The following is an 18,058-nucleotide window of genomic DNA, read 5'->3' as shown; positions in this document are numbered from 1 at the left end:
CATGACCGAATTCCGCCACGCATCCACCGGCCTGCCCGTTTTTGAAGGCCCGCCCGTTTCAGAAGCCGTGAGCCTGCAGGCCGTGCAATGGCTGGTGGCCCTGCAGGCCTGCGATGCCGGCGAGGACACGCAGGCCTCATGGCGGCGCTGGCGTGCCGATCATCCCGACCATGAACGCGCCTGGCGGCACATCGAGGCCTGCGGCCTGCACCTGCGCGATCTGCCCGCACCGCTGGCGCATGGGGCGCTGCAGCCGCGCCACAGCCGTGCGCGCGGCCGGCGCCAGGCCATGAAGCTGCTGGCCCTGGCCGCGTTCACGGGCAGCAGCGCCTGGTGGATACAACGCGGCGATTGGCGCGAATGGTCGGCCGACCACCGCACGGCCACCGGCGAGCGCCAGGCACTGACCCTGGCCGATGGCACGCGCATCCACCTGAACACGGCCAGCGCCATCGACGTGCGCTTTGACGCCAGCCAGCGCCTGCTGCGGCTGCAGGGCGGCGAGGTGCTGGTCACCACGGCCAGCGACCCGCAGGCCCGCCCCTTTCTGGTTGAAACCGCGCAAGGGCGGCTGCGTGCGCTGGGCACGCGCTTTGCGGTGCGCCAGCGCGATGGCGCCAGCCATGTGGCCGTCTATGAGGGCGCGGTCGAGGTGCGGCCGGCCAACGCCCCGCAGGCCGTGCGCATTCTGGCCGCGGGCGAGCAGGCCGGCTTTGACCGCCTTGCCGTGGACGTGCCCCAGCCCGCCGACGAACTGGCCGCCGCCTGGAGCACAGGCCTGCTGGCCGCGCGGGACATGCCGCTGACCGACTTCATTGCCGAGCTGGCGCGCCACCGCAGGGGCCGCCTGGCCTGCGATCCCGCGCTCGCCTCGCTGCGCGTCTCGGGCATGTATCCGCTGGACGATACCGACCGCGTGCTCGACATGCTGGTGCGCACCCAGCCCATCGAGCTCACCGGCTTTGGCCGCTACTGGCTGACCGTGCGCGCCCGGCAGAACCGGACATGAGCCAAGACAGGCTGGATGATTGTTGTTGCGAATTGTTGCAATTTGATCGATGCCTGGACCCGTTGGCATGAGGTGTTTTCTTTTCTCGCGTGGCAAGTCTTGAAGAAGCCACTTTTCAGGGAAGAGATATTTCATGGTCCAACGACTTGCTCACACTGCGGCACCGGCCTTCCGGCGCCATTCGCTGGCACTGGCTGCCAGCACCACGCTGGCGCTGTGCGCCGTCAGCGCAGCCCTTGCGCCGCAACCCGCGCAGGCCCAGGCCCAGTCACCCTCCGAAGTGCGCAGCTACGCCATACCGGCAGGCCCGCTGGAAGGCGCGCTGGCCCGCTTCGCCCAGGAAAGCCGCGTCATGCTGTCGTACACGGCGGCCGACATCGCGGGCAGGCGCAGCGCGGGCCTGAGTGGAAACCATGCAGCGCCTGCGGCCCTGGATGCGCTGCTGGCCGGCTCGGGGCTGGCCGCCCATGCGCAGCCCAATGGCGGCTATGCGCTGCGCCCCTTGCCCGAGGTGCGCACATCGCGCGGCCAGGCTGCCGCTGGGGCAGAGGCGGGCCTGCCGGCCGTCATGGTGACCGACACGCGCATCCGTGACGGCGTCACCGAAGGCTCGGACTCCTACACCAGCGGCACGGTCACGCTGGGCAAGACCGCGCAGGCGCTCAAGGACATTCCGCAATCGGTCAGCGTGCTCACGCGCCAGCGCATGGATGACCAGGGCATGACCAACCTGCCCGACGCCATCCACAACGCCACCGGCATGGTGGCCGTGCAGGGCGTGGGCGCGGGCCTGGCCATCAATTCGCGCGGCTTCGCCGTGGACTCGCTGCAGTACGACGGCCTGCCGTTCACGCGCAATACCTACAGCCTGGGCAACTGGGAGCAGGAGTCGCTGGTGTTCTATGACCGCGTGGAAATCCTGCGCGGCGCGGCCGGCCTGCTGCAGGGTGCGGGCAGCCCCGGCGGCGCGATCAACCTGGTGCGCAAGCGCCCGGGCCGCGAGCGCTCCGTGGTCTTCACTGGCAAGCTCGGCTCCCATGACCACTACGGCCTGCAGATGGATGCCAGCACGCCGCTCAATGCCGAAGGCACGCTGCGCGGCCGCGTGGTGCTGGACGGGGACTACAGCCACGGGTTCACCGAATACACGCGCGACCGCACGCGCAACATCTACGCGGCGCTGGACTACGACATCAGCGCCAGCACCACGGTGGGCCTGGCCGTGGGGCAGCGCCACAGCCGCTCGCGCCCCATGATCGTGGGCCTGCCGCGCTTTGCCGACGGCAGCGACATCGGCCTGCCGCGCTCCACCTACACAGGCGCCATGTGGAACCGCGCAGGCAATGACCAGAACATGCTGTTCGCCGACCTGGAACACCGCTTCAATGCGGACTGGCGCTTCAAGATGGTGGGCATGGCCATGAACGAGAAGAACACCAACGTGCACCAGCGCGCCGTGGGCCCTATCAAGCCCGATGGCAGTGGCATGAGCTACGGCGATTTCGGCGTGGACTTCAACAACCAGCAGCGCGGCCTGGACATGTCGCTGTCGGGCCGTTTCAAGGCGCTGGGCATGGAGCAGGAAGTGCTGCTGGGCGCCAACTACGCTGGCTACACCACCAGCGACCGCTTCGTGCGCGCCTGGACCGCGGGCGGCAACATCTTCGATATAGACCACAACCGCCCCTGGCAGGACATGGAAAGCATCGCCGCGCGTGGCGCGGATGTGCGCAGCAACTACGACATCACGCAAAAGGGCCTGTACGGCACCTGGCGTGTCAGGCCCACGCAGGCGCTCACGCTGATCGCCGGGGGGCGCCTGGGCTGGTATGACTTCGCCTACCGCGCGCAATCGGGCGATTCTTCCACCAGCAAGACCACGGGGCGTTTCATCCCCTACGCGGGTGCCGTCTATGCGCTCAACGACACCTGGTCGCTGTACAGCAGCTACTCCACCGTCTTCGAGCCGCAGACCGCGCGCACGGTGCAGGGCGACCTCATCAAGCCGGTGCAGGGCCGCAACTACGAGGCCGGCATCAAGGGCGAGATGGCCGACGGCCGCCTGAACATGGCATTGGCCGTGTTCCGCTACGAGCACAAAAACCGCGCCGTCAACGACTACGACAGCGGCTTTGCATGTGATGACTGGTACTGCTCGCGCTCCTCGGGCAAGGTGCGCAGCCAGGGCCTGGAGGCCGAGATCTCCGGCAAGGTCGCCACAGGCCTGGAACTGGCGGCCGGCTACACCTACAACACCACGCGCTACCTGTCCGACCCCGACTACCAGGGCCAGATCTTCAACACCTGGACGCCCCGGCACATGCTGCGCCTGTGGGGCAGCTACCGCCTGCCGGGCGAGCTGGGCCGCTGGACGGTGGGCGCGGGCGTGAATGCGCAGACCGACACCCTCAGCTCCGACCGAGCCTTTCGCCTGGCAGGCTTTGCGCTGTGGAATGCACGCGTGGCCTACCAGGTCTCGCCCGAGCTGAGCGTGGCGCTCAACGTCAGCAACCTGCTGGACAAGCGCTACTACGTGCCTTCTTACAACACGGTGTCGGGCAACAACTACTACGGTGCGCCCAGGTCGCTGTTGCTGACGCTGCGCTACGCGCCGCGGATCTAGCGCGTGTTATGCGGCAGCGGCTGCCGCAACGCCAAACTCCTCGCTGTCCGCCTGGGCACCGTCGTCGAACACCAGGCGGCGCTCTGGCCAGCGCATGGCGGCGAGCTTGAAGCGCTGCTGCGGGTCCTCGCCGGCCAGGCGGGCGTTCCAGCGGCCGCCGACCGAGTAGTCCACGCAAAACACATTGCCGCGCCGGCCGTGCCAGGACAGCGGACCGGTCTGGCCGAACAGGTTCTCGGCCTGCGCGCCATGGAAGGACGGGCCGCCGCGATTCAGGCGCCGCCAGTAGTGGCCCACGACCACGGCCTGCGCATCCTCATATTCGTTCCACCAGGCCACGCGCTCGACGAAGCGCCACTTGCCGCCCGCGTAGAAGGGATTGCGGCATTCGCGCTCCACGCCCGAGGTCAGCACCTTGAGCGGATTGACCATGGCCTTGGCCAGTTCGCTCTCGCTGTGCGCGGGCAGGAAGGGCGGTAGCCAGTTGCGGTCTTCCAGGTCATGCGGCCATTGCTGGCGTTCGGCACGCATGCGCTCGGCCACCTTGTTGACCTGTGCCTGCTGGGCGGCCAGGGCCTCGTAGTGGTCGTAGGCGCTGCGTGCGCTGCCCAGCGGCAGCTCGCGCGCCATGGCGATCTGCTGCGGGCGCCAGGCCGCATGGACCACGCGCAGGTCCTCGCGCTCCATGGCGATCGGCAGGCGTTCCAGCAGGGCCAGGGTGTCAGGGATATCGCACAGCGGCATGCGCGCGAACGGCGCGTACTTGGGCGTATCGGAGGCCACGCGGCTGTCGAAGAACCAGCCGGAGCCGTCCTTGGCATCCTCGCGCAGCAGGTTGATTTCATGGTTGCCGAGCACGGCCAGCGCATGGCCCGACTCCAGCATGGGCACGACGCGGGCGAGCACGCCCGGGCTGTCGGGCCCCCGGTCGCAGAAGTCGCCGACGAAGACCAGGCGCCGACCCTGGGGATGGCGGCCCAGCGCGTCGTAGCCCAGGTGCCCCAGCAGCTGGTCCAGCGCCTCGGACTCTCCATGGATGTCGCCGACGATGTCGAGCGGACCGGGGGGCAAGGGCTGGACGAGGCTCATGGCGAAGAGGCGCGAAAGACGGCGAAGGCGTGGAAAAACGACATTATTTGCACAGACCCGCCGCGCCCGCCAGCCCCGTGTGCGACAGGGGTATGTCAGCGTCGTTGCAGGCGCACAAAGCTGTAGGGCAGCCCGTTGGCGGCCACATGGCGGCTGCGTGAGGCTTCCTGCCACTCGGGGCCGAGCGTGGGGGCGAAGGCATCGCCTTCGTAGTCGCGCTCTATCTCGGTCACCTCGATGCTGTTGGCCAGCGGCAGGGCCTGGGCGTAGATCTGGGCACCGCCCATGACCCAGACGTCGGCCGATGCCTGGCGGCCCAGTTCCATGGCCTGCTCCAGGCTGGTGGCATGCAGCACGCCGGGGGCGGCCGGCTCGGGCGCCCAGTCCTCCTGGCGCGTGACCACGATGTTGGTGCGCCCGGGCAGCGGCCTGAAGCGGGCCGGCAGCGAGTCCCAGGTCTTGCGGCCCATGACCACGGCCGAGCCCTGGGTCAATTGCTTGAAGTGCGCCAGGTCCTCGGGCAGGTGCCAGGGCATGGCATTGTCCTGGCCGATGACGCCGTTGGCGGCGCGTGCGTAGATGAGATGGATGGCCATCGGGCGGGTCTTTCTGCAGCCTCAGACGGCCACGGGGGCCTTGATGGGCTCGTGGTGCTGGTAGCCGACGACCTCGAAGTCCTCGTACTCGTAGCCGAAGATGGAGTCGGGCCGGCGCTTGATCTGCAGCGTCGGGTAGGCGAAGGGCTGGCGCGCCAGCTGGGTCTCGACCTGGGCGAAATGGTTGTTGTAGATATGGCAGTCGCCGCCGGTCCAGACGAAGTCGCCCACCTGCAGGTCGCATTGCTGGGCCAGCATGTGGGTCAGCAGCGCGTAGCTGGCGATGTTGAAGGGAACACCCAGGAAGATGTCCGCGCTGCGCTGGTACAGCTGGCAACTGAGCTTGCCGTCGGCCACATAGAACTGGAAGAAGGCGTGGCAGGGCATGAGCGCCATCTGCGGCAGGTCGGCCACGTTCCAGGCGCTGACGATGATGCGGCGGCTGTCCGGGTTGCTCTTGAGCTGCTTGACCACTTCGGCGATCTGGTCGATGTGGCCGCCGTCCGGCGTGGGCCAGTTGCGCCATTGCACGCCGTAGACCGGGCCCAGGTCGCCGTCCTCGCGAGCCCATTCGTTCCAGATGGTGCAGCCACGCTCCTGCAGCCAGCGCACGTTGCTGTCGCCGCGCAGGAACCACAGCAGTTCCAGGATGATGGATTTGAGGTGCACCTTCTTGGTGGTGACCAGCGGAAAGCCTTCGGACAGATCGAAGCGCATCTGGTGCCCGAACACGCTGCGCGTACCCGTTCCGGTACGGTCGGTCTTGGACACGCCATGTTCGTAGACATGGCGCATGAAATCTTCGTACTGTGAGCGGGCAGGGCGGGGCGCGGCAGTCATGTTCATGGCGGGGATTATCCCTTGATGAATACGGCGCCTTGTCCGACGGTATCCATGCCCCTCGAAACAAGGTTTGCAACCCCCGGTGCGAAAATGACTGCCGACGGGCGCCGGTGTCTTGCCTGGGCTTTCATACCGGCGCCATGATTTTTTCGCATCCGCTTTGACAAGGAGCTTGCGCATGTCTTCCATGCTCTCCCCCTGGCAGGCCGGAATCGCACTGGGTGCCGCCATGCTGGCGCTGACAGCCTGTGATCCGCGCTCTCCCACCGTTCCCACTCCCAAGGCCGTGCAGTCCGTGGCACTCGATGTGGCCGCGCCCGCGCCCGCATTGACGCTGAACTTTCCCGAGCGCACGCGCCTGCCGTCCACGGCCAAGGCTGGCGAGCCCGGCCTGGACAGCCTGGCCGAGTACCTGGGCAAGTACCCCTATGACGGCACCAACTACCTGGAGCAAGGCGTGCTGGCCGAGCGGCTCAAGGCGCTGCTGGGCACCAGCTACCCGACCCTGCTGAGCAATATGCGCACCGTGGGCCCGCTGACCAAGGAAGGCGATGTGTGGAGCATCGTCGGCCTGCGCCCGCACCAGGGCGGCGAGGAGATGGGCGCCATCGTGATCGATCCCGCGCGCAACGCACTGCGCGTGTGGCTGCTGACCGATGGCAAGCAGACCGACTTCTCCGACGCGGCCGGTGCCGACATCGCCTGGCCCAGCCAGGTGCAGAAGTCCTTTGCCGTGGTCGAGAGCAACAAGCCCGCTTCCTGATCTGCACCTGGCCGCACCTGGCCGCACCTGGCCGCACCTGGCCGAGTTTGGCCGCACCTGACGGCGTTTGGATGCAAGAAGGGGCAGCGCCGCCACGCGGCCCTGCCCCTTCTTGATAAGCCGGCGCTGCCGGATCAGGCGCGCGCCAGGATGCAGCCGGGATTCATCAGGCCTTGAGGATCCAATGCCTGCTTGATGGCGCGCATCATGCCCAGGGCCACGGGCGACTGGTACTTTTCCAGCTTGTCCACCTTGAGCGCGCCCACGCCGTGCTCGGCAGAGAACGAGCCGCCGAATTCGGCCACGGCCTCGTAGACCAGGTGGTTGACCAGGTGCTCGCGCTCATTGAGGAAGGCCTTGGCGTCACCGCCCTCGGGCGCCTGCACGTTGTAGTGCAGGTTGCCGTCGCCCAGGTGGCCGAAGTTGACCAGGCGCACACCCGGGATCTCGCGCTGCAGCACGGCATCGGTGTGCTCGACGAAGGCGGGGATGCGCGATGCGGCGATGGAGATGTCGTGCTTGATGTTCAGGCCTTCCTCGGCCTGGGCCAGGGGAATGCTTTCGCGGATGTGCCACAGCTCATGGGCCTGCGACAGGCTTTCGGCCACCACGGCGTCAAGCACGCAGCCGTCCTCGAAGGCCAGCTCCAGCAGCGCCTCGAAACGCTCGCGGGCATGCTGCTCGGACTCGCTGTCCGAGTTCTCGACCAGCACGTAATAGGGCGGCGCGCCGTCCAGGCCCGCAAAGGGCACGCGCAGCTGGGGCATGTGCTTGATCACCAGGGACAGCGCGAACTGGCCCATGACCTCGAAGCCCGTCAGGCCTGCGCCCAGGTGCCTGTGCGCCATGCCCAGCAGGCGCACGGCCGCTTCCATGGAGGGCACCGCTGCAAAGGCCGTGAGCTGGGCCGCAGGCTGGGGGAACAGCTTCATGGTGGCGGCGGTGATGATGCCCAGCGTGCCTTCGCTGCCGATGAACAGGTCGCGCAGGTCGTAGCCGGTGTTGTCCTTGCGCAGGCCCTTGAGGCCGTCCCAGATCTCGCCCTGCGGGGTGACCACTTCCAGGCCCAGGCACAGCTCGCGCGTGTTGCCGTAGCGCACCACCTGGGTGCCGCCCGCGTTCGTGCCCAGGTTGCCGCCAATCGTGCAGCTGCCTTCGGCGGCCAGCGACAGCGGGAACAGCAGGCCCTCTTTCTCGGCAAGCTCCTGCAGGCTTTGCAGGATGCAGCCGGCCTCGACGGTGAAGCTCAGGTTGTCGCGGTCGATGTGGCGCACGGCATTCAGGCGCGTGAGGCTGAGCACGACCTGCGTGCCGCTGTCGTCCGGTGTGGACCCCACCGACAGGCCGGTGTTGCCGCCCTGGGGAATGATGCTGGTGCCTGCGGCCGCGCATTCGCGCACCACGGCGGCCACCTCGGCCGTGCTGGCCGGGCGCACCACGGCCAGGGACTTGCCGCGCACGCGGCGGCGCCAGTCCTGTTCATAGGCCACGAGGTCGCCCTCGGTGAGGACATGGGCTTCGCCGACGATCTGGCGCAGGCGTTCAAGCAGTGCAGTCATGTTGCAACTTCTTTCAAAGACGTGAAGGCATGAAAACGGGGACTCAGCCGCCGGCCGCCTGGGCCGCGCGGCGCGCGCTGCGCTGGCGCCAGCGCACATGCAGGGCGCAGGCGGTGAACAGCATCAGGCACAGGAAAACTTCGAGCAGCGCCAGCCAGCGGCCGGGCGCGGGGTCGCTCCAGGCGCGCACCACGCCCTCGGTGAAATAGATCCACACCAGCAGGCTGACCCAGCGGTAGGTATACATGCGGTGCTTGAGCAGGCCGATCAGCGGAATCGCCAGCGGCAAGGCCTTGAGCACCAGCCAGGAGCCCCCGGCCCGCATGGGCGCCAGCCACAGTTCCCAGGCCAGGCTCAGCACGATCAGGCCCATGAGGCTGGAGACCGCCAGCCAGCGGGTGGCGGCGACATCGGCGCCGGGGCGAGAAATGGAGTCAGTCATCGGGGTGGCATCATATCGGCCATGGTCTTGTCCTTTGAACATGTGATTGCTTGGATGGTCACGCGCGTTCCCGTTTCAGGCACGCGCGTTGCAGCGGAGATATGGCGATGAGCGGCGGCCCCGGGCAGGAGCCTGCCGGTGGCCTGGAGGACGGTGCCGTTGCACTGCCCGCGCCCGAACAGGAGCGCAGCCTTTCGCTGATGGAGCGGCCCGAGCCTGTGGTGCCCCCATCCTGGCGCGAACGCCTGCGCTGCTTTCCCTGGCGCAATACCGCGCACACGCTGCGCGAACGCTTTCGCGAGGACCGGCTGGGCGTCACCGCCAGCAGCCTGACCTTCACCACGGTGCTGGCCCTGGTGCCGTTCTTCACGGTGGCGCTGGCGCTGTTCACGGCGTTTCCCATCTTCTCGCGCGTGCAGATCGTGTTGGAGCGCTGGCTGATCGACAGCCTGATTCCGGAGACCATTGCGCGCCAGGTGCTGGGCTATCTGACGCAGTTCGCCTCCAAAGCCAGCCAGCTGGGCATGGCCGGCTTTTCCATTCTGGTGATCACGGCGGTCGCGCTGATCCTCACCATAGACCGCACGCTCAACAACATCTGGCGCGTGCGCCAGCTGCGGCCGCTGGGCCAGCGCGTGCTGATTTACTGGGCCGCGATCACGCTGGGCCCGCTGGTGCTGGGCCTGAGCCTGGTGCTGTCGTCCTATGTGATGTCGGCCTCGCGCGGGCTGGTCAATGCGCTGCCCGAGGGGTTGCGCTTCATCTTCGATTCCATCGAGTACCTGGCGCTGGCCGCTGGCATGGCGGGCCTGTACCACTACGTGCCCAACACGGCGGTGCGCTGGCGCCATGCCTGGGTGGGCGGCCTGTTCGTGGCCACCTGCATGGAGCTGGCCAAGAAGGCGCTGGGCCTGTACCTGGCCTCGGTGCCTACCTATTCGGTCATCTACGGCACCTTTGCCACCTTGCCGATCCTGCTGATCTGGATCTACATGGCCTGGATCATCGTGCTGCTGGGCGCCGTGGTCACCGCGTATCTGCCCATCGTCATGGCCGGCGTGCAGCGCATGCCCGGACAGCAGGGCTGGCAGTTCGAGATGGCCGTGGAAATCCTGCAGTACCTGGAGCAGGAGCGCGAGTCGCCCGCCAAGGGCCTGTATGCCAGCGATCTGGCACGCCGCCTGCATGTGGACTGGCAGCAGATCGATCCGGTGCTGCAGGCGCTGTCCGTGCTCGACTGGGTGGGAACGGTGCAGGCACCTGGCGTTGCGGCGGGCAGCGAGGGCACCGAGCCCCGCTACATGCTGCTGGTGGACCCGCAACACACGCCCTTGGCCCCCCTGGTCGAACGCCTGCTGCTGGCGCCTTCCGCGGCCGTGCAGCCGCTGTGGGAGCGCACGGGCCTGGCGGGCATGACGCTGGCCAGCCTGCTGGAGAGCCGGCCCCGGCCGTAGTGCCCGGCGCGGCGCTAGAGCGCAATGCGTCCGGTGAGGATGTCGCGCCACATCACCCAGTCGCCGCGAAAGCTGTACAGCGGGCGCTTGAAGCTGGCGGGCCGGTTTTTCTCGAAGCCAAAGTGCCCTATCCAGGCAAAGCCGTAGCCGAACAGCAGGCCGCCGAGCAGGAACCAGAAACTGCCGGTCAGGAACAGCGCGAACAGGCACAGCAGCGCCAGCGTGGAGCCGACGAAGTGCAGGCGCCGGCAGGTACGGTTGCTGTGTTCCTGAAGGTAGAACGGATAGAACTCGGCAAAGCTCTTGAACTGGCGCGGGTCCACGGCAGCCTGTGCGGCGCCGGGCAGGGGAGCGGAAGCGTGTGACATGGCAGGCCTTCGCGTGCATGGGGTGGCTTCAACTTATACGCCGCTGCCTGGCCTTTCACCATCGGAGGAACCCGCGCGCCCGGGTTCGCAAAAGCTGCCCCGAGAGAGACAAAAGCTGCCGCATTCCGCCCCGCGCGTCGCCACGGTGTCGCCCTCTGGCGGCATGCAGGCGCATGATGTCTGCCGGGCCGGCGCCGACCGGCATGGAGTTTTTTTCGATGCCTTCCTCGTGCATGACCGACATCCCCGCATCCTTGAACGAAATCCGCATTCCCACGCCGCAGGGCAGCATCTACGTCAGGCGCTGGCAGGCGCCGGCGGCCGGCGAAGGCGAACAAGGCCCGGCGCGCGCGCCCATCGTGCTGCTGCACGACTCGCTGGGCTCGGTGGCGCTGTGGCGCGATTTCCCGCAGCAACTGGCCGAGGCCACGCGCCGCGATGTGCTGGCCTATGACCGGCTGGGCTTTGGCCAGTCCGACCCCTATCCGGGCACGCTGGGGCCGGGCTTTGTGGCCCGGGAGGCAGAGACCGTGTTCCCGGCGGTGCACCAGGGGCTGGGCCTTGAGGATTTCATTGTGCTTGGTCACAGCGTGGGCGGCGGCATGGCCGCCATGGTGGCGGCCCGATATGGCGCGCAGTGCAAAGCGGTGGTCACGGAGTCCGCCCAGGCCTTTGTGGAAGATCGCACCTTGCAGGGCATTCGCGCGGCCCAACAGGATTTCGCCCGGCCCGGCCAGCTGGCGCGCCTGGAGAAGTACCACGGCGACAAAGCCGCCTGGGTGCTGTCTGCCTGGGTCGATACCTGGCTGTCCCCGCCTTTTGCCGACTACCGGCTGGACGAGGCGCTGGAGCGCGTGCGCTGCCCGGTGCTGGCCATCCATGGAGAGCTCGACGAGTTCGGCTCCCTGGTCCACCCCGAGCGCATCCGCGACCGCGCCAGCGGCCCGGTGGAGGTGGAGATCGTGGCCGGCGGCGGCCACGTTCCCCACCGCGAGCAGCCCGAGCGCATTGCCCAGCGCATCGCCCGCTTCCTGGCACGGGTCTGATCCCGGGTGGGCTTCATGGGCCCGCCTGGGCGGACGCCGAGAGTTCCGGCGGAAACAGCGCCTTCTTGATCACGGCGTGCACGCCCCAGTTGCCGTCCACCACCTGCGTCACGGCGAAGTCCACGGCCACGGAGATCAGCGATACGGCTTCGTCCTCGTCCAGCCCGTGGGCCAGCATCAGATAGCGCCTTGCCTTGTGGAAGGCGTCACGCATGGCGCCTTCCAGCGATGACTTGCGATAGACCTGGGACTGCGCCTGGCTGCCCAGTTCGGCCAGGTGGTCGGTGAAGCTGAAGCCCTGTATCACCCATTCGGAGCCGGTCTCCAGGAAAGGGTGGTCCAGCTCTGCAAGGAAGCGGTTGTCCAGCGCGGCGCGCTTGTGCACCCGCAGCTCGAAGCTGCCGGTCAGCGAACATTCGATGGCCGTGCCGCACAGTTCCGAGTCGCCTTGGGATGCATGCGGGTCTCCCACCGAAAACAGCGCGCCTGGCACCGATACGGGCAGGAAGAGCGTCGCGCCCTTGCCGGCGCGCCAATTGTCCAGGTTGCCGCCGAAGTAGCTCGGCGGTATGGAGTCGATCAGACCGGCCTCTCGCGGTGCCACGGCCAGCATGCCGAAATGCGGACGCAGCGGCACGCGTGCCTTGTCCAGCACACCAAAGCGCCGGGTGATGCTGGCGGGGTCCACGGGCACGCCCGGGTAGTCGATGGTCGGATGGACCACGCCGAAGGGGTCGGTCTGCGGCGTCCAGCGGTAGTTGTAGACAGCGCGGGCCGTGGGCTCCTCGGGCAGTGCGTGGTCGATTTCGTAGATGGTGACCACTTCGCGCTGGCGGGGCTCCGTGATCTGGTCGCGGTAGTGAAAGCCCCACCAGGCGGCGGCGTTGCTGCCGAAGACACGGCCGTGGTGAGCGGGGCTGCAGCTGGGGCGTGGCTGCACGTCGAGGATGCGTATCTCCAGCAGGTCGCCGGGTTCGGCCTCATGCACATAGACGGGGCCGGTGCAGATGTGCACGCCGAAGCCCTCGCCCGCGCCGCGGCCGTAGATCGAGGCGTCCATCGGGCCCGCGCCGCGCCGGTCCACGGCCTTCTGGGCTGCGGTCCAGTGGAACACGCTTTCGGCGCCGGGATCGCCCTCGATCATGCGTTCCCAGTCGTCCGAGGCATGCTGGGTCAGCGTCTCCATGGTCACCACGTCACCCGAGCGCACCGAAAGCACGGGCTTGAGTGAACGGCTCAGGTAGCCCCAGTGCACGGTCTTGTCGGAGACCGGAAGGTAGTAATGCTGGGGCGACGCACCGCCATTGTCTGCGTGCGCCGAGCGTTTGGGCACAAGGGCCAGCGCCTGGGCGTAGCGTGCATGGTCGCGCAGCAGGGCCTGGAACGGGCTGTGTGCCAGGCGCGCTGCGGCCGGTTCTGCACCCTGTGCAGCGCTCTCGGCGGGCGAGGGGCGTCCGCGCTGGCCGGGCGGCGCATCCTGCACGCGCGCCGGACTGGCGCGATAGGCCTTGGGGGACAGGCCATAGCGGGCCGTGAAGGCGCGGCTGAAGTTGGCGGCATCGCCAAAGCCCCAGCGAAAGCACAGCTCGGCAATGGAGAAATGCTGCAGCGAGCGGTTGCTCAGGTCCATGCGGCAGCGCTCCAGCCGGCGTTCGCGCAGGTAGGTGCTGAAGCTGGTGGCCGCTCCCTTGAACAGCTTTTGCAGATAGCGCGTGGACAGCCCCTCGGCGTCGGCGATGGCATCGATGGACAGCTCGGCATCGCCCAGCCGGGTTTCGATGGCGCGGCAGATGCGGCGTAGATGGCCAAGCTGCACGGCGCTAGGCGGCTCGGCCGCCTCGGCCTGCTCCTGGTCGGGACTGCCGGCGCGCGGTGTCAGGCAGGTGACCAGCATGTCGGTGAGCGTGGCCTCCACCGACAGCAGATCGTCCTGTGCCAGTGTGTCGATCTGCTCTGCCAGTGAGGCCGCCATTGCCATGCACATGGCCCCCACGCCGCCTGTCCCGCCGATGTGCCGGGCCTCGGGCGGGCACGAGCGCAGCAGGCGCAACAGAAAGCTCGAGGACTCCAGCCGCGCAAGCAGCAGGCGGCCGTCGCCGGGCAACTGCAGCTGCCAGTCCCGGTCTGACTCCAGCAGCAGGGCCGAGCCGGCCTTGAGCGGGAACGCGGCGTCCTCGATCACCGCATTGGCGCTGCCTTGCAGCAAGGCGCACAGCAGCAGGCCCGGGCCGCGCAGCCGCTTGGCCACGGCCCGCAGCGTCAGGGGCGAGGTGGCCAGCGTGATGAACACCGATCCCAGTGGCGAGCTGCGCAGCGCCAGGTGGGTGGCCGGTGGTGTGGGCGCTTCGCCATGGATGTCTGCCCTGGACAGCGCCTCATTGAGCGCAGCCTGCCGCAAGGCATCGGGAAATGCGTGGGTGGAAAAGCGTCTTGGATCGTCGTGCATCAGGGTCGAACTATGAACGCCCGCGTACTGCCTGTCCAAGCCCGGCGCACCGGATGGCAGCCGCGACAAGTTTTTGTGCGCGCAGGAACAACCGGCCTGGACATGCTCGCCTGGACACTGGCGCTGCCGGCACCGATCCACAACAGCAGGAGTATTTTCGATGACCATCCCCCACCAGGAACATATCTGCGGCCCAGGCTGCCAGCACGGTGCTTCGCCAGCCGACGAGAAGCTGATCCGCGAGGAATTCCAGGTTGCACGCCGCTCCTTCCTGCGCGACGCCATGGTGGTCGGTGGCGGCGCGGTCTCGGCCGGCGCCATCAGCGGCGCGATGGCACCGTCCCGGGCCTTTGCCCAGGGCGCGCCTGGCGCCCGGGCCGGCCAGGGCATGGCCAGCCACTACTACATTCCCGCCTCTGCCAACACCGTGCTCTGGGGCTACTTCAGCAGATCGGCCAAGCCGGTGGTCGAAGTCGAATCGGGTGACTACGTGACCATGGAGACGCTGACCCACCATGCCAATGACGATGCCGAACGCATGGTCCGGGGCGACCCGGGCGCCGAGAGCGTGTTCCACTGGGACAGCCAGCGCAAGAACGTCGATCGCCGGGGAGCCGGTCCCATGGATGCCAAGAACGGCGCAGGCGGAGGCCAGGGCGTGCACATCTGCACGGGGCCGGTACGCATCAAGGGCGCCCAGCCCGGCGATGTGCTGGAAGTGCGCATCATTGATGTGGTGCCACGCCCCTCGGGCAACCCGCAGTTCAAGGGCCGGACCTTCGGCAGCAATGCGGCGGCGAACTGGGGCTTTCACTATGGCGACACGCTCACCGAGCCCCGAAAGCGCGAGGTGGTCACCATCTACGAGGTGGATGCGACCGGCGAGCGCAACTGGGCCCGCGCCGTCTACAACTACCGCTGGACGCCGCAGACCGACCCCTTTGGCGTGGTCCATCCGACCATCGACTATCCGGGCGTGCCCGTGGACCACCGCACGATCAGCAAGAACGAAAACGTGCTGCGCAATATCCGCGTTCCCGTGCGCCCGCACTTCGGCACCATCGGCGTGGCGCCGGCCGAGGTGGAGATGGCCAGCTCCATTCCGCCCAACCACACGGGCGGCAACATCGACAACTGGCGCATCGGCAAGGGGGCGACCATGTATTTCCCCGTGGCCGTGCCAGGGGCCAACTTCACCGTGGGCGATCCGCATGCCTCGCAGGGGGACTCCGAGCTGTGCGGCACGGCCATCGAGTGCTCGCTGACCGGCACCTTCCAGCTGGTCCTGCACAAGAAGGCGGACCTGCCTGGAACGCCGCTGGCCGAACTGGCCTATCCGCTGCTCGAAACCCAGGACGAATGGCTGCTGCACGGCTTCAGCTACGCCAACTACCTGGCGGAGCTGGGGCCGGATGCGCAAAACCAGATCTTCAAGAAGTCTTCCGTGGACCTGGCGCTGCGCGACGCCTATCACAAGATGCGCCACTTCCTCATGACCACCCAGGGGCTGGGAGAGGACGAGGCCATCTCGCTGATGTCGATTGCCGTGGACTTCGGCATCACCCAGGTGGTGGATGGCAACTGGGGCGTGCACGCGCTCGTGAAAAAGAGCATCTTCCCCGCGCGCGGCGCGTGAGTGCGTCCGGGCCCTGCGGGCAGGACCCGGCCGGGCTCAGCGCGCCAGGAAATCCCGGATGGCGAACAGCGTCTGGTCGGGCGCCTCGGTCATCTGGTTGTGGCCGCTGGGCAGGTGCACGATGCTGACCTGGCGCTGCGCGCCCCGGGCCGCCTCGATCAGGCCCTTGGCGGCCTTGGGCGGCGTCATCTGGTCCTGCTCGCCCAGGGCGAACAGGACCGGGCATTGCAGCGCCGCCATGGCCGCCTCGCCGCCCGCGTAGCTGTCGCAGGCCTTGAAGCCGGTGTGCAGCAGGTTGGTGCGCTCATTGCTGGCCAGCACGCGCCGGCCCAGCGCCATGCCGGCGCCGAATACCCAGCTGCCTGCGCCGCTGGGTGGCGCCAGCGTGGCGCGCGAGAACACATTGACCATGCGGATGGCCTGCTCTGGCGTGCTCAGTGCGGAGTCCAGCAGGGCGGGCGAGACCTTCATCGGATAGGCCGTGCCCACCAGCACCAGATGGCTGACGCGCGCGCCCAGCCGCGCGGCCGCTTCCATGGCGATCAGGCTGCCCCAGCTGTGGCCGACCAGCGCGGCCTTTCCGATGCCTGCCGCATCCATGAGCTGGCCAATGAAATCCGCCGCTGCCTCCACGCTGGCGGGCGCGTCACCCGCGCTGCGGCAGTGGCCGGGCAGGTCTATGGCCAGCACGTTCCAGCCGTGGTTGGCAAGGTAGCGGCTTTGCAGGGCCCAGACGCTGTGGTCGCACAGCACGCCGTGGATGAGGATGGCCGTGGGCTGGGCGGGGTTGAAGGCCTTGCCGCCGGTATAGGCGTAGATGGCGTGGCCCTGAACATCGATCTTCATTGTTGGTGTCTCCCTTGTCGGCTCACGCTGCCTTTTCAGCGGCCTTGAGGGCGCGCTTGAGGTCATCGATCAGGTCGTCGGCATCCTCCAGTCCGATGGACAGGCGTATCGTGCCCTGGCCGATGCCGGCCTGGGCCAGTGCTTCGTCGCTCATGCGGAAATGCGTGGTGCTGGCCGGATGGATCACCAGGCTGCGGCAGTCGCCCACGTTGGCCAGGTGGCTGAAGACCTTGAGCGTCTCGATGAACTTGCGCCCCTGGTTGCGGTTGCCCTTGATGTCGAAACTGAACACCGAGCCCGCGCCGCGCGGCAGCAGCTTCTTTGCCAGTTGGTGCGAGGGATGGGTCTCCAGCAGCGGGTGGCCCACGCGGCCCACCAGCGGATGGCTGGCCAGGAATTGCACCACCTTCTCGGTATTGCGGATGTGGCGCTCCATGCGCAGCGGCAGCGTCTCTATGCCCTGCAGGATCAGCCAGGCCGTGTGCGGGCTCATGCAGGCGCCGAAGTCGCGCAGGCCTTCGCGCCGCGCGCGCAGCAGGAAGGCGCCGGTGCTGCTTTCCTCGCTGAACACCATGTTGTGGAAGCCGTCGTAGGGCTCGGTCAGCTCCGGGAAGCGCCCCGACTTTTCCCAGTCGAAGCTGCCGCCATCCACCACGATGCCGCCGACCACGGTGCCGTGGCCCGACAGGAACTTGGTGGCCGAGTGGTAGACGATGTCCGCACCATGCTCCAGCGGCTTCATCAGCCAGGGCGAAGTCAGCGTGGAGTCCACCAGCAGCGGCACGCCGGCTTCATGGGCTATGGCGCTGATGGTGGGGATGTCCAGCACATCCAGGCCCGGGTTGCCCACCGTCTCGCCGAAGAACAGCTTGGTGTTGGGGCGCACCGCGGCGCGCCAGCCGTCGATGTCGCCGGGCTTGACGAAGGTGGTCTCTATGCCGAAGCGCGCCAGCGTGTAGTGCAGCAGGTTCTGCGAGCCGCCGTACAGCGCCGTGCTGGCCACGATGTGGCTGCCCGCGCCCATGAGCGTGGCGACCGACAGGTGCAGCGCCGCCTGGCCGCTGGCCACGGCGATGGCGCCCACGCCGCCTTCCAGGGCCGAGACGCGCTGCTCCAGTACGGCATTCGTGGGATTGGAGATGCGGCTGTAGACGTGCCCTGGGCGCTCCAGGTTGAACAGCGAGGCCGCATGGTCGCTGGACTCGAACACGAACGAGGTCGTGAGGTGGATGGGCGTCGCGCGCGCTCCGGTGGCGGGGTCGGGCTGTGCGCCCGCGTGCAGCGCCAGGGTGTCAAAGCCGGGGTCCGAGTAGCCGGGCATTCCTGTCTCCATGGTTG

General features: G+C 67.9%; 15 protein-coding genes. 6 read left to right on the top strand and 9 right to left on the bottom strand.

Translation table 11 applies throughout. From position 1 onward, the window contains the following. Position 1: 1 nt before the first annotated feature. Both A4F85_RS00430 and A4F85_RS00425 read left to right on the top strand, forming a co-directional pair. Positions 2–1,009, top strand: a complete 1,008-nt coding sequence (locus A4F85_RS00430; protein WP_063325311.1) for a FecR domain-containing protein — start codon at positions 2–4, stop codon at positions 1,007–1,009. 133 nt (positions 1,010–1,142) lie between these two features. After that, positions 1,143–3,632: a TonB-dependent siderophore receptor gene (locus A4F85_RS00425; protein ID WP_063325310.1), complete on the top strand. Its 2,490-nt coding sequence runs from the start codon at positions 1,143–1,145 to the stop codon at positions 3,630–3,632. A gap of 6 nt (positions 3,633–3,638) precedes the next feature. Here the strand turns inward: A4F85_RS00425 and A4F85_RS00420 are convergent, their stop codons facing one another. The 3 genes from A4F85_RS00420 to A4F85_RS00410 form a co-directional block, all read right to left on the bottom strand. Continuing rightward, positions 3,639–4,721 (bottom strand): metallophosphoesterase, encoded by a 1,083-nt coding sequence (locus tag A4F85_RS00420; protein WP_013801428.1) that lies wholly within the window; start codon positions 4,719–4,721, stop codon positions 3,639–3,641. A 95-nt stretch (positions 4,722–4,816) separates the two neighbouring features. Continuing rightward, positions 4,817–5,317: a dihydrofolate reductase gene (locus tag A4F85_RS00415; RefSeq protein ID WP_063325309.1), complete on the bottom strand. Its 501-nt coding sequence runs from the start codon at positions 5,315–5,317 to the stop codon at positions 4,817–4,819. 21 nt (positions 5,318–5,338) lie between these two features. After that, positions 5,339–6,163, bottom strand: coding sequence for a thymidylate synthase (locus A4F85_RS00410; protein ID WP_012206769.1), 825 nt, complete (start codon positions 6,161–6,163; stop codon positions 5,339–5,341). 175 nt (positions 6,164–6,338) lie between these two features. Here A4F85_RS00410 and A4F85_RS00405 point away from each other — a divergent pair, with 175 nt between their 5' ends. Beyond that, the gene (locus tag A4F85_RS00405) at positions 6,339–6,923 is read left to right on the top strand and encodes a hypothetical protein (protein ID WP_034396206.1); all 585 of its coding nucleotides are present in this window, start codon (positions 6,339–6,341) and stop codon (positions 6,921–6,923) included. A gap of 134 nt (positions 6,924–7,057) precedes the next feature. On the opposite strand, the gene A4F85_RS00400 is transcribed toward A4F85_RS00405, so the two are convergent. Both A4F85_RS00400 and A4F85_RS00395 read right to left on the bottom strand, forming a co-directional pair. After that, positions 7,058–8,482 (bottom strand): FAD-binding oxidoreductase, encoded by a 1,425-nt coding sequence (locus tag A4F85_RS00400; protein ID WP_063325308.1) that lies wholly within the window; start codon positions 8,480–8,482, stop codon positions 7,058–7,060. Between the two features lie 43 nt (positions 8,483–8,525). Further along, a complete protein-coding gene (locus A4F85_RS00395; RefSeq protein ID WP_063325307.1) occupies positions 8,526–8,924 on the bottom strand; it encodes a DUF2069 domain-containing protein in 399 nt (132 codons plus the stop codon). Between the two features lie 107 nt (positions 8,925–9,031). On the opposite strand from A4F85_RS00395, the gene A4F85_RS00390 reads away from it, so the two are divergent. After that, a complete protein-coding gene (locus tag A4F85_RS00390) occupies positions 9,032–10,378 on the top strand; it encodes a YihY family inner membrane protein (protein WP_013801433.1) in 1,347 nt (448 codons plus the stop codon). A gap of 14 nt (positions 10,379–10,392) precedes the next feature. On the opposite strand, the gene A4F85_RS00385 is transcribed toward A4F85_RS00390, so the two are convergent. Continuing rightward, a complete protein-coding gene (locus A4F85_RS00385) occupies positions 10,393–10,746 on the bottom strand; it encodes an Mpo1-like protein (RefSeq protein WP_043819042.1) in 354 nt (117 codons plus the stop codon). 218 nt (positions 10,747–10,964) lie between these two features. On the opposite strand from A4F85_RS00385, the gene A4F85_RS00380 reads away from it, so the two are divergent. Further along, positions 10,965–11,792 (top strand): alpha/beta fold hydrolase, encoded by an 828-nt coding sequence (locus A4F85_RS00380; protein WP_063325378.1) that lies wholly within the window; start codon positions 10,965–10,967, stop codon positions 11,790–11,792. A 13-nt stretch (positions 11,793–11,805) separates the two neighbouring features. Here A4F85_RS00380 and A4F85_RS00375 read toward each other — a convergent pair whose 3' ends face one another. Continuing rightward, on the bottom strand, positions 11,806–14,238 hold the full coding sequence (locus tag A4F85_RS00375; RefSeq protein ID WP_063325306.1) for an acetamidase/formamidase family protein: 2,433 nt from the start codon (positions 14,236–14,238) through the stop codon (positions 11,806–11,808). A 160-nt stretch (positions 14,239–14,398) separates the two neighbouring features. Here A4F85_RS00375 and A4F85_RS00370 point away from each other — a divergent pair, with 160 nt between their 5' ends. Next, positions 14,399–15,874 (top strand): acetamidase/formamidase family protein, encoded by a 1,476-nt coding sequence (locus A4F85_RS00370; protein WP_063325305.1) that lies wholly within the window; start codon positions 14,399–14,401, stop codon positions 15,872–15,874. A 36-nt stretch (positions 15,875–15,910) separates the two neighbouring features. On the opposite strand, the gene A4F85_RS00365 is transcribed toward A4F85_RS00370, so the two are convergent. Further along, on the bottom strand, positions 15,911–16,720 hold the full coding sequence (locus A4F85_RS00365) for an alpha/beta fold hydrolase (RefSeq protein WP_063325304.1): 810 nt from the start codon (positions 16,718–16,720) through the stop codon (positions 15,911–15,913). Between the two features lie 22 nt (positions 16,721–16,742). Then, on the bottom strand, positions 16,743–18,041 hold the full coding sequence (locus A4F85_RS00360) for an O-acetylhomoserine aminocarboxypropyltransferase (protein WP_012206759.1): 1,299 nt from the start codon (positions 18,039–18,041) through the stop codon (positions 16,743–16,745). Between the last annotated feature and the right edge of the window lie 17 nt (positions 18,042–18,058).

The organism is Delftia sp. GW456-R20 (assembly GCF_001622915.1).
Taxonomy (GTDB): Bacteria; Pseudomonadota; Gammaproteobacteria; order Burkholderiales; family Burkholderiaceae_C; genus Comamonas; species Comamonas acidovorans.
Note: the sequence above shows the minus strand (reverse complement) of the source record. Positions and strands in the feature narration are given on the sequence as shown.

Coding starts and splice junctions, on each gene's coding strand:
- A4F85_RS00430 (WP_063325311.1), top strand. CDS start 2: ATGACCGAATTCCGCCACGCATCCACCGGCCTGCCCGTTTTTGAAGGC.
- A4F85_RS00395 (WP_063325307.1), bottom strand. CDS start 8,924: ATGACTGACTCCATTTCTCGCCCCGGCGCCGATGTCGCCGCCACCCGC.
- A4F85_RS00360 (WP_012206759.1), bottom strand. CDS start 18,041: ATGCCCGGCTACTCGGACCCCGGCTTTGACACCCTGGCGCTGCACGCG.
- A4F85_RS00410 (WP_012206769.1), bottom strand. CDS start 6,163: ATGAACATGACTGCCGCGCCCCGCCCTGCCCGCTCACAGTACGAAGAT.
- A4F85_RS00405 (WP_034396206.1), top strand. CDS start 6,339: ATGTCTTCCATGCTCTCCCCCTGGCAGGCCGGAATCGCACTGGGTGCC.
- A4F85_RS00390 (WP_013801433.1), top strand. CDS start 9,032: ATGAGCGGCGGCCCCGGGCAGGAGCCTGCCGGTGGCCTGGAGGACGGT.
- A4F85_RS00425 (WP_063325310.1), top strand. CDS start 1,143: ATGGTCCAACGACTTGCTCACACTGCGGCACCGGCCTTCCGGCGCCAT.
- A4F85_RS00385 (WP_043819042.1), bottom strand. CDS start 10,746: ATGTCACACGCTTCCGCTCCCCTGCCCGGCGCCGCACAGGCTGCCGTG.
- A4F85_RS00400 (WP_063325308.1), bottom strand. CDS start 8,482: ATGACTGCACTGCTTGAACGCCTGCGCCAGATCGTCGGCGAAGCCCAT.
- A4F85_RS00420 (WP_013801428.1), bottom strand. CDS start 4,721: ATGAGCCTCGTCCAGCCCTTGCCCCCCGGTCCGCTCGACATCGTCGGC.
- A4F85_RS00380 (WP_063325378.1), top strand. CDS start 10,965: ATGCCTTCCTCGTGCATGACCGACATCCCCGCATCCTTGAACGAAATC.
- A4F85_RS00370 (WP_063325305.1), top strand. CDS start 14,399: ATGACCATCCCCCACCAGGAACATATCTGCGGCCCAGGCTGCCAGCAC.
- A4F85_RS00365 (WP_063325304.1), bottom strand. CDS start 16,720: ATGAAGATCGATGTTCAGGGCCACGCCATCTACGCCTATACCGGCGGC.
- A4F85_RS00375 (WP_063325306.1), bottom strand. CDS start 14,238: ATGCACGACGATCCAAGACGCTTTTCCACCCACGCATTTCCCGATGCC.
- A4F85_RS00415 (WP_063325309.1), bottom strand. CDS start 5,317: ATGGCCATCCATCTCATCTACGCACGCGCCGCCAACGGCGTCATCGGC.